The sequence below is a fragment of the Rhodococcus ruber genome (assembly GCF_027270735.1).
In the GTDB taxonomy this organism is placed as follows: Bacteria; Actinomycetota; Actinomycetes; order Mycobacteriales; family Mycobacteriaceae; genus Rhodococcoides; species Rhodococcoides rubrum_A.
Genome location: NZ_JAPWIJ010000003.1, coordinates 523440 through 537191 on the forward strand (window position 1 = coordinate 523440; position 13752 = coordinate 537191).

16 protein-coding genes are annotated in these 13752 nt (G+C 63.6%); 8 read left to right on the forward strand and 8 right to left on the reverse strand.

The window, feature by feature from the left end; all coding sequences use genetic code 11:
* Nucleotides 1-46: 46 nt before the first annotated feature.
* Nucleotides 47-1513 (reverse strand): DHA2 family efflux MFS transporter permease subunit, encoded by a 1467-nt coding sequence (locus O4220_RS09665; RefSeq protein ID WP_269603437.1) that lies wholly within the window; start codon nt 1511-1513, stop codon nt 47-49.
* A 194-nt stretch (nt 1514-1707) separates the two neighbouring features.
* Between O4220_RS09665 and O4220_RS09670 the strand changes: the two genes are divergently transcribed.
* Together O4220_RS09670 and O4220_RS09675 are read left to right on the forward strand one after the other, a co-directional pair.
* Nucleotides 1708-2349 (forward strand): acid phosphatase, encoded by a 642-nt coding sequence (locus O4220_RS09670; RefSeq protein ID WP_269603440.1) that lies wholly within the window; start codon nt 1708-1710, stop codon nt 2347-2349.
* Nucleotides 2346-2822 carry a GNAT family N-acetyltransferase gene (locus O4220_RS09675; RefSeq protein ID WP_269603442.1) on the forward strand — a complete coding sequence of 159 codons (477 nt, stop codon included), beginning with the start codon at nt 2346-2348 and terminating at the stop codon, nt 2820-2822. The genes O4220_RS09670 and O4220_RS09675 overlap by 4 nt, the downstream gene beginning before the upstream one ends.
* A 10-nt stretch (nt 2823-2832) precedes the next feature.
* Here O4220_RS09675 and O4220_RS09680 read toward each other — a convergent pair whose 3' ends face one another.
* The gene (locus O4220_RS09680; RefSeq protein ID WP_269603445.1) at nt 2833-3264 is read right to left on the reverse strand and encodes a hypothetical protein; all 432 of its coding nucleotides are present in this window, start codon (nt 3262-3264) and stop codon (nt 2833-2835) included.
* 128 nt (nt 3265-3392) lie between these two features.
* Here O4220_RS09680 and O4220_RS09685 point away from each other — a divergent pair, with 128 nt between their 5' ends.
* The gene (locus O4220_RS09685; RefSeq protein WP_269603447.1) at nt 3393-4346 is read left to right on the forward strand and encodes a diacylglycerol/lipid kinase family protein; all 954 of its coding nucleotides are present in this window, start codon (nt 3393-3395) and stop codon (nt 4344-4346) included.
* 266 nt (nt 4347-4612) lie between these two features.
* Nucleotides 4613-4867 carry a WhiB family transcriptional regulator gene (locus O4220_RS09690; protein ID WP_032366305.1) on the forward strand — a complete coding sequence of 85 codons (255 nt, stop codon included), beginning with the start codon at nt 4613-4615 and terminating at the stop codon, nt 4865-4867.
* Nucleotides 4868-4979: 112 nt separating this feature from the next.
* Here O4220_RS09690 and O4220_RS09695 read toward each other — a convergent pair whose 3' ends face one another.
* Nucleotides 4980-6458 carry a sensor histidine kinase gene (locus O4220_RS09695; RefSeq protein WP_269603449.1) on the reverse strand — a complete coding sequence of 493 codons (1479 nt, stop codon included), beginning with the start codon at nt 6456-6458 and terminating at the stop codon, nt 4980-4982.
* Nucleotides 6459-6479: 21 nt separating this feature from the next.
* A complete protein-coding gene (locus O4220_RS09700; protein WP_008717734.1) occupies nt 6480-6695 on the reverse strand; it encodes a biotin/lipoyl-binding carrier protein in 216 nt (71 codons plus the stop codon).
* Nucleotides 6696-6814: 119 nt separating this feature from the next.
* Here O4220_RS09700 and O4220_RS27900 point away from each other — a divergent pair, with 119 nt between their 5' ends.
* Entirely contained in the window at nt 6815-6889 is a 75-nt protein-coding gene (locus tag O4220_RS27900; RefSeq protein ID WP_370878772.1) for a 50S ribosomal protein bL37, read from the forward strand.
* Between the two features lie 103 nt (nt 6890-6992).
* Here O4220_RS27900 and rsrA read toward each other — a convergent pair whose 3' ends face one another.
* Both rsrA and O4220_RS09710 read right to left on the reverse strand, forming a co-directional pair.
* Nucleotides 6993-7289, reverse strand: a complete 297-nt coding sequence (gene rsrA / locus O4220_RS09705; protein ID WP_269603451.1) for a mycothiol system anti-sigma-R factor — start codon at nt 7287-7289, stop codon at nt 6993-6995.
* The gene (locus tag O4220_RS09710; protein ID WP_269603453.1) at nt 7286-8068 is read right to left on the reverse strand and encodes a sigma-70 family RNA polymerase sigma factor; all 783 of its coding nucleotides are present in this window, start codon (nt 8066-8068) and stop codon (nt 7286-7288) included. Before O4220_RS09710 ends, rsrA begins: the two co-directional genes overlap by 4 nt.
* Before the next feature lie 90 nt (nt 8069-8158).
* Between O4220_RS09710 and ybaK the strand changes: the two genes are divergently transcribed.
* Genes ybaK through rsgA form a run of 3 tightly spaced genes read left to right on the forward strand, consistent with a single transcriptional unit; the run spans nt 8159 to nt 10959 of the window.
* The gene (gene ybaK / locus O4220_RS09715) at nt 8159-8650 is read left to right on the forward strand and encodes a Cys-tRNA(Pro) deacylase (RefSeq protein WP_269603455.1); all 492 of its coding nucleotides are present in this window, start codon (nt 8159-8161) and stop codon (nt 8648-8650) included.
* A gap of 6 nt (nt 8651-8656) precedes the next feature.
* Complete coding sequence (aroA, locus tag O4220_RS09720; protein ID WP_269603458.1) at nt 8657-9973, forward strand: 3-phosphoshikimate 1-carboxyvinyltransferase; 1317 nt, start codon at nt 8657-8659, stop codon at nt 9971-9973.
* A complete protein-coding gene (gene rsgA, locus O4220_RS09725; protein WP_269603665.1) occupies nt 9925-10959 on the forward strand; it encodes a ribosome small subunit-dependent GTPase A in 1035 nt (344 codons plus the stop codon). Before aroA ends, rsgA begins: the two co-directional genes overlap by 49 nt.
* Nucleotides 10960-11015: 56 nt before the next feature.
* On the opposite strand, the gene O4220_RS09730 is transcribed toward rsgA, so the two are convergent.
* Nucleotides 11016-12266 (reverse strand): fatty acid desaturase family protein, encoded by a 1251-nt coding sequence (locus O4220_RS09730; protein WP_269603460.1) that lies wholly within the window; start codon nt 12264-12266, stop codon nt 11016-11018.
* 123 nt (nt 12267-12389) lie between these two features.
* Nucleotides 12390-13691, reverse strand: a complete 1302-nt coding sequence (locus O4220_RS09735; RefSeq protein ID WP_269603462.1) for a fatty acid desaturase family protein — start codon at nt 13689-13691, stop codon at nt 12390-12392.
* Between the last annotated feature and the right edge of the window lie 61 nt (nt 13692-13752).

Here is a 13752-nt window from a genome sequence, read left to right on the forward strand (position 1 = left end):
GCCTACATTTTGCGGATGAGCGAGAGTTCGGCACCTCTCGGGCGCGTCAGTGCAGGACGATCGGTGCCGGTGCCCCCTCGCTCACGTGCTTGGTTCGGGGCAGGAAGAATGCGGGAACGAACGTGGCGACGATCAGAACCAAGGCAACCATGAAGGTGGTACCGAAAGCTCTGGCCGAGATGTCGAACGCATCGGCCTGGTTGGTTGCGGTCAGTGCGGGCTTCTGCTGAGCGGTCAGCACCACCGACATCAGGGCGGTACCGATCGAGCCGGCGGCCTGCTGAACGATGTTCATCAAGGTGGAGCCGCGAGCGACGGTTTCGTCGGTCAGTGTCTGCAAGGCCGCCGTCATGATCGGCATCATCGTCGAACCGAGGCCGAGGCCCATGACGAACAGAGCACCGATCAGCAACGTGTAGGACGTGCTCGTACCCACCTGAGTGAACACTGCCATGCCCGCGGTGATGAGCACCATGCCCACGAGCACGATTCTGCCGGGGCCGGTCTTGTCGGCGATCACACCCGCTATCGGCATCGCGATCATCGCACCGATGCCCTGCGGGGCGAGCAGGAGCCCAGCGGACAGAGTCGATTCGCCGCGCAACAGGAAGTAACTCGGGAACAGCAGACCCGCGCCCATGAAGGCCACCATGAACAGCGTCGTGGTGATCACGGCTACGGACAGCGATCGGTTCCCGAACAATCGCAAATCGATCAGCGGGTGCTCCACACGGAGTGCGTGGAAGACGAACAGGACGATCAACACCAGGCCGACGAGGACCGGAGCCAGCACCTTCACAGCAAGCACGGTTTCGGTCTCGACGACCGAGGACGCGCCGTAGAGGAACAGTGCCAGACCCGGCGAAAGCATCAGCATGCCGCGGAAGTCGAAGGATTCGGACGGAGTCGGGTTGTCCTTGGGGAAGATAGCCACGGCAGCAACCAGCGCAACGATGCCGATCGGCAGATTGATCAGGAAGATCCAGTGCCAGCTCGCTGCCTCGATCAACCAGCCGCCGAGGATGGGTCCTGCGATGGGACCGATGAGCATCGGAACACCCAGCACGGCCATCACCCGCCCGATGCGCTCGGGACCGGCAGCGCGGGTCATGATCGTCATGCCCAGTGGCATCAACATGCCGCCGCCGAGTCCCTGCAGCACCCGGAACACGATGAGCGAGGTGATGTCCCAGGCGAAGCTGCACAGCACCGAACCGAGCACGAACAGCACGAGCGCGGTGATGTAGAGGCGTTTGGTTCCGAAACGATCGGCGGCCCACCCGGTCAGGGGTATGACGGTTGCCAGCGCGAGCGTGTAGCCCGTCATCGTCCACGCGGCGTTGGCGTACGTCGTGTCGAACACGTCGGTGAATGTCCGGAGAGCCACGCTGACGACAGTGACGTCGAGGATGGACATGATCGCGCCGAGTACCACGACGCCGGCGATTTTCAACAGCGCTCCGTCGAGCTTCTGCGGTGCATCGGTCGCCGCGGGCTTGCTCAGGTCGGTCATTGTTCTCCAGATCGGTGATCGAAAGCTACGAGGCGTGCCGAGGCCGCGCGAAGGGGTCGGAACGCAGGCGCACGGCGGCAAAGATTCAAGTGAGGGTAACCGGCCGGTAGGTCTGTACTCAATGGAATTTTCGGACACATATCCAGGGTGCCTATGACAAAGGCCACATCACGGCTACGGGCATGATCGTGTCCATGACCACACACGGCGGCGTCGAGGCCGGCAGAGTTGTCCTCCTACGGCACGGGGAGACCGAATGGGCCTTGGCCGGTAAACACACAGGAAGCACCGACGTCCCTCTCACGAGCGTCGGTGAACAACAGGCTGTCGACGCCGGCTCACTGCTGCAACTGCTGAAATTGCGCGATCCAATGGTGATCTCGAGCCCGAGGGAGCGCGCCCGTAGAACCGCCGACCTAGCAGGCCTGCATGTCGACCGAACGTGGGATGCGTTGTCGGAGTGGGACTACGGGGAGTACGAGGGCATCACGTCGACGCAGATCCACGAGACGGTTCCGCATTGGACCGTGTGGACGCATCCCTGTCCCGGTGGAGAGTCGATCGGTGACATCGCCGTGCGGGTGGAGCTGGTGCTCTCGGTCGTCCTACCGCTGCTGAGTGACCGTGACGTCGTGTTGGTCGGTCACGGCCACTTCTCCCGCGCACTCATCGCCGGCTGGACCGAGGCTCCGATCACCGAGGGCAAGCGGTTTGCGCTCTCACCTGCTGCGTATTCGCTGCTCGGCTTCGAGCATTCGTTCCGCCAGCTCGTCGCCCACAACGTGCACCCTTCGATCCTGACCGCAGCGTCCGCTCGGAAGGAAGGCAGTCGATGATCCGCCGCGCCACCGAGGCCGATGTTCCCGCTATCACCGGTTTGGTCCACGAGCTCGCTGCGTACGAGAAGTCGTCGTCTCTGTGCACCGTTCGTGACGAGCACCTTCGTTCTGCGCTGTTCGGCGAACGGCCGTCGGTGTTCGCGCACGTCGCCGAGCACGATGGCGTCGTGGTGGGGTGCGCACTCTGGTTCCTGAACTTCTCCACGTGGGACGGCGTCAACGGTATCTACCTGGAGGACCTCTACGTACAGCCCGCCGCACGGGGAGGAGGCTTCGGAAGAGGTTTGCTCGCCGCGTTGGCTGCCGAGTGCGTCGCCCACGATTACACGCGGTTGACCTGGTCGGTTCTGGACTGGAACACCCCGTCGATCGGCTTCTACCGATCTTTGGGTGCGCAGCCGCAGGACGAGTGGACCACGTTCCGGTTGACCGCGGATGCGTTGGCCGAGTTGGCCGCGACGGCGCGGTGACGGTTCGGGTTCAGCCGAGCTCGTCGTCGACGTCGCTGTATTCGGCAGCCATCCACCGCGATGAGGGCGGGCTGAACAGCAGAACGAGTACGCCGATCACCACGATGCCGAGAACGACGCCGTAGACGGTCTGGTGCGATCCGGTCAACAACGACCAGACGACGGGCAGCAGCAGCAGCTGCACGACGGTGGCGATGGCCCTGCCCCAGCGTTTGCCGAGGATGAGTGCGACGCCCGCAGCCCCGACTCCGACACCCAGCACGCCGAACCACCCGGCGGTGCCGTACCCGTTGGCGACAGCGTTGTCTCCTTCGCCGGAGACCGCCCGAACGAGTAGAACGAACGCGGCAATCAACGAGGCCGCACCTTGTGCTGCGACGAGGACCCCGGCAGATCGAAAGGTGGCCGGCGGACTGAGGTTCTCGGGTGTCGATGTGGGCACGCGACCAGCCTAGGACCCGGGAGTGGAGCCTGCGGAACGACCCAGGCGAGGCGGGAGTGAAGCCTGCGGAACGACCCAGGCGAGGCGGGAGCGAGGCCTGCGGAACGACCCCGATAGTGTTGGTTCTCGTGCGTGCGCTGTTGATCGTGAACCCCAATGCGACTTCTACGACGGCTGCGGCTCGGGATCTGCTGGCCCATGCGTTGGCGAGTCGTGTTCGTGTCACTGTCGCGCAGACGACTCATCGCGACCATGCGTCGGAACTCGCGCGCAGTGCCCGTGAGGACGGCATGGGTCTGGTGATCGTTCACGGTGGTGACGGGACGGTCAACGAGGTGATCAACGGTTTGCTCGGGGTGCCGTTACCGACGTCGATGCAGGCGGTGACGATCGGGGCCATTCCGCCTATCGCCGTCGTTCCCGGCGGCAGTGCAAACGTGTTCGCGCGATCACTCGGTATCGCGGCAGATCCGGTGGCGGCGACGAATCAGTTGATCGACCTGCTCGATGCTCGAGCTCGGCGAACGATCGGGTTGGGCCACTGTGACAATCGCTGGTTCACGTTCAATGCGGGCATGGGTTTGGATGCCGATGTGTGCCGGGCGATCGATGCCGGCCGTAAGGACGGTAAGCCGGTGTCCGCGACGCGGTATCTGCGGTCGGCGGTACAGGAGTTCTTCAAGCACAAGCGTCGGCCGGCTCGGTTGACGGTGGAGGTTCCCGGGCAGAATTCCTTCGACGGGGTGCACTACGCATTCGTGTCGAATTCGAGTCCGTGGACCTATTTGAACGAGCGGCCTGTGCACACCAATCCCGGCACGGGTTTCGATTCGGGTCTCGGTGTGTTCGCGATGCGTTCGACCGCCCTGTTCCCCACGCTTCGGGTGTCGCGGCAGTTGTTGGCCAAGGGAGCAGAACCCAAGTCGCGCAAGCTGATTCGGATCGACGACGTTCCGAGTGTCCGCATTTCCTCCACGGAGCCCGTCGGCTTGCAAATGGATGGGGACTACCTGGGCGAGCGCACGGAGGCCGAGTTCTTCGCCACACCCGATGCGCTGGAAGTAGTCGCTCCGACCAGGTGATTCGCGGTCGTTCCTCGTACACAGGGATGCCCGAAGGGCAGTTTCCTGCGAAAAGACGAGCGAAATCCGGCCGCTCGGGGTACAAAGGAGCGCAGAAGGCTAAAGCGAGCCTAACAGAGTGAGCTTGACCACGGTCACGCGCGTATCCCTTGACTTCACCTGAGTTCGTGAAAGCATTCACAAGCAACAGTGCGGAAACATTGGTTACCCACTCGTGAACAGAAGAGAAACGAAACGGCGCTTCGGCGCCCGGTAAGGAGCAGAGGATGGACTGGCGCCACAAGGCAATTTGTCGCGATGAAGATCCGGAACTATTTTTCCCGGTGGGAAACAGTGGTCCGGCGCTCGCGCAGATCGCCGATGCCAAAGTCGTCTGTACTCGGTGCCCCGTCACCGCTGAATGCCTGTCCTGGGCACTCGAATCCGGCCAGGATGCAGGAGTATGGGGCGCAATGAGTGAAGACGAGCGCCGTGCACTCAAGCGACGCAACGCACGTACGCGCGCACGTAGCTCCGTCTAGGACGCACTACACGACAACGCGGAAAAGCCCGGTACTCGCTCACGCGATCACCGGGCTTTTCTGTGTCCTGTGGGATCCGGACAACGTAACGCACTGTTCATCGAGCCTTCCATCATGGTCTCGGAATGCGTCGTCCCAATGGAACCCTGAGCATCGCGTCCGTCCCCCCGCTCGCTGCGGGATGAAGGCCGAGCGATCCGTTCAGCTCCACCGACACCAAAGTGCGGACGATCTGTAGACCGAGCCCGTCCGAGCGCTCGAGCGAGAACCCGCTCGGCAGCCCACGCCCGTCGTCGTGGATGACCACATCCAGCCATTTCGCGGAGCGGTCGGCGCTGATTCTCACCACCCCGGCAGATCCGGCGTCGAAACCGTGCTCCATCGCGTTCTGTACCAATTCGGTCAGCACCATCACCAGCGGTGTTGCTCGCTCTGCCGAGAAGACCCCGAGCTTGCCTTCGCGTGCCACCCGGACCCGCGGATTGACGGTCGCGATGTCGAGCATTATCGGCACCAAGCGGTCGACGATCTCGTCGAGGTCGACCTCCTCGTCCACCGACATGGACAACATTTCGTGCACCACGGCGATGGACGTCACCCGACGGACCGATTCTGCCAGCGCTGTACGTGCTTCCTCGTTCTCCAGTCGGCGAGACTGCAGCCGGAGCAGGGCCGCGACGGTCTGCAGGTTGTTCTTCACCCGATGATGGATCTCCCGAATGGTCGCGTCCTTGCTGAGCAGCGCACGATCGCGTCGCTTCACCTCGGTGACATCACGGACGAGCACCGCAGCACCTGCCGACCGCCCACGGGGCTGAAGCGCCAGAGTGCGCACGAGGACGGTGGCACCGCGGGCATCGACCTCCATACGATGGCCCACATTGCCACTGAGGGACGACCGAATGTGGTCGGCAACCTCCTGTGAGTCGAACGGGTCGGTGACCAGCGATCGAGTGACCGACGCAAGGTCTCGACCGGACAATTCCGTCGTCAGTCCCATCCGGTGGTAGGCCGAAAGCGCGTTGGGGCTCGCATAGTCCACCCGTCCCTCGGTGTCCACGCGAATGAAGCCGTCGCCTGCTCGGGGAGACGAGTTCACGTCGGTGCGCTCCTCCGGTGTGGGAAACGTCCCCTCGCTGATCATCAGACACAGGTCGTCGGCGCACTCGCGGTAGGCAACCTCGAGCGCACTGGGCGGTCGAAGCTGGGCGGGGCTGGTGTCGCGCGTGAGCACCGCGATCACGTGCTCGCCGCAGCGCACCGGAATGCTCTCGCTTCGCGTCAGGACGCCTCCCTGCACGATCTCCTGCTGCTGCAGCGCAATCATCACATCCGGATGCTCGGACTCCGAGATCGCCGTACCCACGATGTCGTGCGTGAACACCGTCGGCGCGGTCGTGGGCCGGCACTGAGCAACACACAGCACGTCGGCGGTTCCGCTGGACACGTCGTCCGTACCGACCCACAACAACACGTCCGCGAACGAGAGATCGGCCAACAGCTGCCACTCCCCCACGACACGTTGCAGGTGGTCGACTGCAACGCCGGGGAGGTCGGTGTGTTCGGCCAGCAGGTCACTGAGGGTCGACACGAGTACTCGGTCGGCCGTGGCTCAGGACACGACGGCGATGAGGTCGCCCTGTTGAATGACGTCTCCGACTGCCACGTCCACGGACGTGACCGTGCCCGCCGTCTCGGCCAGCACCGGAATTTCCATCTTCATCGACTCCAGGATGACCAGAGTGTCACCCACCTCGACTGCGTCGCCTCGGGCCACGACCACCTGAAACACCGTGGACACCATCTCCGCGCGAACGTCCTCGGACATCGGCGAACCCCTCTCTCACGTCACCACGAACCGCGCTGGACACCCACCGGAGACCAGGCCCGTCACAGTAAGCCAATCACACGTGGGAGACTGTAGTGAACAAACGAGAGGAGCCCATCATGGGAAAGCGTGGACGTAAGAAGCGTGCTCGTAAGGGCAACAAGGCCAACCACGGCAAACGTCCGAACAGCTGACGGTTTGCCACAAGCCGCGAGGGGCCGAGAAGCAGATGCTTCTCGGCCCCTCGTCGTCGGGTGGGTCCGTCGCTAGGTGGGCCGTTGTTCGCCCTGCCTTCGGCTACTCGGAGTCGGTCTGCCGAGTGAGAACAGTCCGGCGGATCTCGACGCTCAGTCGTTCGCGGAGACCGGCCGGTGCCTGGTCTCCTCCACATTTGCGCGAGATCAGTCTCTTGACCTTTTCTTCGATTCCATAGGCCTCGAAGCACGACCCGCACTCGTCGATGTGCTTCTGCAGGCGCGTCCGGCTGGCCTCGTCGCACTCGTTGTCGAGCATGATCCACACATCCGCGATGACCGCCGAGCAGTCGAGTCGCTCGAACTGCTCGTCTCCGTCGGTGTTTCCGGTGCCCGTCACTGGACTACCTCCTGCTCGTGCCGGTCGACTGCGCCGTCCCGGTTGAATCCGCGCTCACGTGCCACATCGGCCAGCAGTCCTCGAAGTTGTTTCCGTCCGCGATGCAGCCGCGACATCACCGTTCCGATGGGAGTTCCCATGATCTCGGCGATCTCCTTGTACGGAAAGCCTTCGACGTCGGCGTAGTAGACGGCCATCCGAAACTCTTCGGGAAGGGACTGCAATGCCGCTTTGATGTCGTCGTCCGGCAACGCGTCCAGCGCCTCCACCTCGGCGGAGCGCAGTCCTGTCGACGTGTGCTCGGCGGTCGCAGCGAGCTGCCAGTCGCTGATCTCGTCGGTGGGGTACTGAGCGGGCTGGCGCTGCTTCTTGCGGTAGGAGTTGATGTAGGTATTGGTGAGGATCCGGTACAGCCAGGCCTTCAGGTTCGTACCCTCACGGAACGACCGGAAAGCCGAGTAGGCCTTCACGAACGTCTCCTGAACCAGGTCCTCGGCGTCGGCAGGGTTCCGCGTCATCCGCAACGCCGCGCCGTAGAGCTGATCGAGCATCGGCAGCGCGTCGCGCTCGAAGCGCTCGGTCAACTGCACACCGGTCTCGGCTGCCCTCTGCTCCGCGATCGCCTTCTCGTCGTCTACTGGAGCGACGGGATTGCTGGCTTCTGTCACGCTGATCCCTTCGATAGCTTCCACCGCCCAGGCTACCGCGCCCGAAGTCGACTTCTGCGAAGAGATCACCCCCTTCAATGCCAGGGGACGTCCCGCGGTCAGCACTGCCATTCGTCATTCCTTCCGCCTGCATCCGTATCTGTGGTTACACAACACAGGTCGGCACCGCCGTGTTCCCGCGCCGGAACTAGAGTTCAGCGAATGACCGCGTCCACCCCCGCTCTTGCGCTGCTCACCGCGCGAAAGGTGGCGCACACCGTGCATTCCTACGAGCACGATCCGCACGCGCAGTCCTACGGCGAGGAGGCGGCACAGGTACTCGTCGAGCGCCTCGGGGTTCGACCGGAACAAGTCTTCAAGACCCTGATCGTCGAACGAACAGACCGGTCGCTCGCCGTCGCGATCGTTCCTGTCACGACGATGCTGTCGCTCAAGTCCGCGGCGACCGCTCTGGCCACCAGAAAAATTGCAATGGCCGACAGGGCCGCCGCCGAGCGTTCCACCGGCTACGTCTTCGGTGGCATTTCACCTCTCGGCCAACGCAAGTCCCTCCCCACAGCCATCGACGACTCGGCTCTGAACTTCGAGACGATTCTGTGCAGTGCAGGCCGCCGTGGCCTGGAAATCGAACTCGCCCCGGCCGACCTCGTCCGGCTCACCCGCGCCACAACCGCGCCCATCGCCGCGCGCTGATCGCGAATGAGCGAAGATGGACGCGTGAGCAATTGGACAGCACCCGCCGCAGCCGCACCCGTCGATGCGACAGTCACTCTGCCCGGATCGAAATCGATCACCAATCGCGCACTGATCATCGCCTCCCTCGCATCCGGCCCGTCGACGATCGTCGGTGCCCTTCGCAGCCGTGACACCGACCTCATGATCGACGCTCTCACGACTCTGGGAATCGAGATCACCGCTGCAGACGACGACAGGACGACACTGCGAGTCACTCCGGCACCGCTGCACGGCGGTTCGGTGGACTGCGGGCTGGCGGGTACCGTCATGCGCTTCGTACCGCCTCTCGCAGCACTCGCCGACGGCGACGTGTCGTTCGACGGCGACGAGCAAGCACGCATCCGCCCTCTCGACACGATCCTCGACGCACTACGCGCCGTGGGTGCCGAGATCGCGGGCAGCGCGCTTCCGTTCACGATGCGCGGTACGGGGTCGCTGCGCGGCGGATCCGTCGAGATCGACGCCTCGGGATCCTCGCAGTTCGTCTCCGGTCTGATGCTCTCGGCGGCGGCTTTCGACGAGGGAATCGCTGTCCATCACGTCGGTAAGCCCGTCCCGTCCATGCCGCACATCGACATGACCGTGGAGATGCTGCGGCGTGCAGGCGTGCGCGTGGACACCCCCGAGACCGGTGGCGACGCGAACACCTGGCGTGTGTACCCGGGTCCGATCACACCTACCGAGTGGATCATCGAGCCGGATCTGTCCAATGCCACCCCGTTCCTTGCCGCAGCAGCGGTCACGAGAGGCAGAGTGCGCGTTCCGAATTGGCCGCAGTCGACCACCCAGCCCGGTGATGTGATCCGCGAGATCCTCGCGCTGATGGGCGCTCGGGTCGATCTGACTGCGGGTATCCTGACGGTCGAGGGTCCGGATACGTTGCGCGGCATAGACTTCGATCTCCATGATGTCGGCGAGCTGACACCGACTGTCGCAGCGCTCGCAGCGCTCGCCGAAGGACCGTCGATTCTCCGTGGCATCGCCCATCTGCGTGGTCACGAGACCGACCGACTCGCGGCGCTCACCACCGAAATCGTCCGGCTCGGTGGGCGTGCAGTGGAAACCGACGACGGCATCAGGATCGATCCGGCACCCCTGCGCAGCGGCACCTGGCGCGCCTACGCCGACCACAGAATGGCCACGGCGGGTGCCATCGTCGGGTTACGAGTCCCCGGCGTCGAGGTCGACGACATCGGCACCACCGCCAAGACCCTTCCGGGCTTCGAGAAGCTCTGGGACGCGATGCTGTCCACCTCCATAACGAGCGAGGTCGGCTCCTGACCGCCCGTCGATACGACGAATCCGACGTCCGCATTCGACCGGGTAAGAGTTCTCGCCCGCGCACCAAGACTCGACCCGAACACAACGACGCCGAAGCAGGAATGGTCGTCTCGGTCGACCGAGGCCGATGGGGCTGTGTGCTCGGCGGCGACCCGACCCGACCGGTCGTGACGATGCGCGCACGCGAGCTGGGCCGGACCCCGATCGTGGTGGGCGACGAAGTCGACATAGTGGGAGACCTGTCGGGCAAGGTCGACACCCTGGCTCGTATCGTGCGCGTGGCCGAACGCCGCACGGTCCTGCGGCGCACCGCGGACGATACCGACCCGTTCGAGCGCGTCGTGGTGGCCAATGCAGACAGGTTGCTCATCGTTGCTGCACTCGCAGACCCGCCGCCGCGCACCGGTTTCGTCGAACGAGCGCTGGTCGCCGCCTACGTCGGCGGCCTCGAACCCGTGCTGTGCCTGACGAAGAGCGACTTGGCCGCCCCCGAGGAATTCACCGCGGCATTCGCCGATCTCGATGTCCCCGTTGTGTTGGCAGGTCAGTCCGAGGACCTCACCGAATTGACCGCGATGCTGACCAACGAGGTGACCGCCCTCATCGGGCACTCAGGCGTCGGAAAGTCCACGCTCGTCAACCGATTGGTGCCCGATGCCTACCGGGCCACCGGGGTGGTCTCGGGCGTCGGAAAGGGCCGTCACACCTCGACGCAGTCGGTGGCACTTCCGCTGCCGGGCGGCGGCTGGGTTGTCGACACTCCGGGTATCCGGTCGTTCGGACTGGCGCACATCTCTCCCGAGAACGTCGTCGCCGCGTTCTCCGATCTGGCCGACACGATCGAAGATTGCCCACGTGGGTGTACCCACCTCGGCCCTCCGGCCGATCCCGAATGTGCTCTCGACTCCCTCACCGGGGATGCAGCACGACGCGTCGCCGCCGTTCGGCTACTTCTCGAAGCCGTTCGAACGAACGAAGCCTGGTAGCAACCGACTCATTGAAGGAGTCGACTGCGACCAGGCTTGCTCGCGACCGAGAGTGCTTACGCGGCGGAACCGACCAGCTTGCGAATTCCCTTGCGCTTCTTGGTTTCTGCGATTGCGGTACGTAGACCGCGACGCTTACCGGTCTCCGGGTCGACGGTGAACAGGCCGGCGGGTGCATCGGCCCACTTGCGCTCCGACGCGGTCTCGGGGGCGTCGTCGCTCGTTGCCTTCAGGTACTTGTTGGGCAGCGACAGCTTCGCAATCGTGCGCCACGACAGGAAGTACTGGTGGACGATCGAACCGGTCGTGTACGGCAGATCGTACTTCTCGGCGAGCTCGAGAACCCGAACCTTGATCTCCCGCAGTCGATTACTGGGGAGGTCCGGGAACAGGTGGTGCTCGATCTGGTAGCACAGGTTGCCGCTCATGAACTCCATGACGGGACCGGCATTGAAGTTCGCGCTGCCGAGCATCTGACGCAGGTACCACTGCCCCTGCGTCTCGCCTTCCATGTCGGACTTGGTGAACTTCTCCGCACCGTCCGGGAAGTGGCCGCAGAAGATGACGGTGTTGGTCCACACGTTGCGCATCATGTTGGCGACGATGTTCGCCGTCAACGTGCTCTTCCATGCGGGACCGGTCAGCAACGGATGGAGGACGTAGTCCTTGCCGATCTGCTTGCCGACCTTTTGCAGTACTTCGCGCCGCTTCTGCTCGAACTCTTCGCGCGGCACTCGGCCCTTGGCCACCTTGCCCAGTTCGAGGTGCTGAAGCGCCACTCCGTACTCGAAGAACAACTGCAGCAGCAGGTTGTAGACGGGGTTGCCGAGGTTGAACGGCTTCCATCGCTGGTCTCGGGTGACCCGAAGCAGGCCGTAACCCACATCGTCGTCCATGCCCAGGATATTCGTGTACTTGTGGTGGATGTAGTTGTGCGTCTGCTTCCAGTGCGCCGACGGACCCGTGTTGTCCCACTCCCACGAGGTGGAATGGATCTCGGGATCGTTCATCCAGTCCCACTGGCCGTGCATGACGTTGTGGCCGAGTTCCATGTTCTCGATGATCTTGGCGACCCCGAGCATGGCAGTTCCGACCAACCACGCCGGACGACGGCGGCTGGCGAACAACACGGCTCTGCCACCGATATCGAGGGAGCGCTGCAAGCGGATCGTGTTTTTGACGTACCGGGCGTCGCGTTCACCGCGAGACGCCTCGATGTCCCGCCGAATTGCGTCGAGTTCGTGGCCCAACGTTTCGATGTCGGCATCGGTCAGATGCGCGTATTCTTTGACGTCCGTAATCGCCATGGCGAACAACCTCCTGGCAGTCGTGAACACACAGCACGCATGTATGCGCTATGTGCAATTCCGTCACCTACCGTATCGTAACTTACGGTTCCGTAGGTTAGCGGCGGAAATCTGTGTGACGATTCACAATGAAACGCGGTCGCCCGAACGTCGAAGAGCCTTGGCCTGACGCTTGGCTTCCTTCTTCGCGTTGCGCAAGCTCACGCGCGCCTCTTGCATGGCCGAACGTAGGCCTCGACGCTGTCCGGTGAGCGGATCGATCCGGAGCGCATGAACGGCGGGCGACTCCCCTACCCGCCATCGTCGTTCGGACGACGTCTCGGGAGCGTTGTCGGACGTGGCGCGCAACCACGAGTCGGGCAGCGACAGCTTGTGGATGGTCCGCAGCGCCAGCAGGTACTGCTTGCCGAGCGACCCTGTGGTGTAAGGCAAGTCGTACTTCTCGCACAGGGCGTGCACCTTCTCCGCGATCTCCGAGTACCGGTTGCTCGGCAGGTCCGGGAACATATGGTGCTCGATCTGGTAGCAGAGGTTGCCACTCATGAAGGCCATCACAGGACCGGCCTCGAAGTTGGCGCTTCCCAGCATCTGACGCAAGTACCACTCGGGACGCGTCTCCGTCTCGAACTGGCCGATCGTGAACTTCTCCGCGCCGTCCGGAAAGTGGCCACAGAAGATAACCGCGTACGCCCACAGATTCCGGACCAGATTGGCGGTGGCGTTGGCGGTCAACGTGGACTTCCACGCCGGGCCGGACAGTGCCGGAAACAGGACGAAATCCTTACCCACCTGCTTGGCGATCTTGCGCGCGAACGCGCGGCTCGCCGGAGACTTCAACAGACCTTGTTCGCCCTCGCCGTCCAACTGCTTCTGAGCGTCGTAATCGTGCAGTGCGATGCCCCACTCGAAGGTGGTGGCCAGCACGATGTTGGCGAGCGGCTGAACGAGGTTGATCGGCTTCCACGGCTCGTCGCGGGTCATGCGCAAGATGCCGAAACCGATGTCGTCATCCATGCCGACGATGTTGGTGTACGTGTGGTGCGAGTAGTTGTGGGCGCGTTTCCACTGCTCCGACGGTCCGGTCTGATCCCACTCCCACGAGGTGGAGTGAATTTCCGGATCGTTCATCCAGTCCCACTGGCCGTGCATGACGTTGTGGCCGAGTTCCATGTTCTCGATGATCTTCGCGACGCTGAGCATCGCTGTCCCGGCAAGCCAGGCCGGTCGGTATTTGCTACCGAGCAACACCGCGCGCCCACCGAGTTCCAGTAGTCGCTGCAGTCTGATCGTTCGGCGAATGTAGGCGGCATCGCGCTCGCCGCGGCTGTCCTCGACGTCGCGTCGGATCGCGTCCAGTTCACGCCCGAACGCTTCCATGTCTTCTTCGCTCAGATGCGCGAATTCTTTGATATCGGTGATGGCCACCGGGTCCTCCAACAGTTGAGTGCAGTGCCCGAAATATCGTGGTTCGGCATGGGCAACCTAC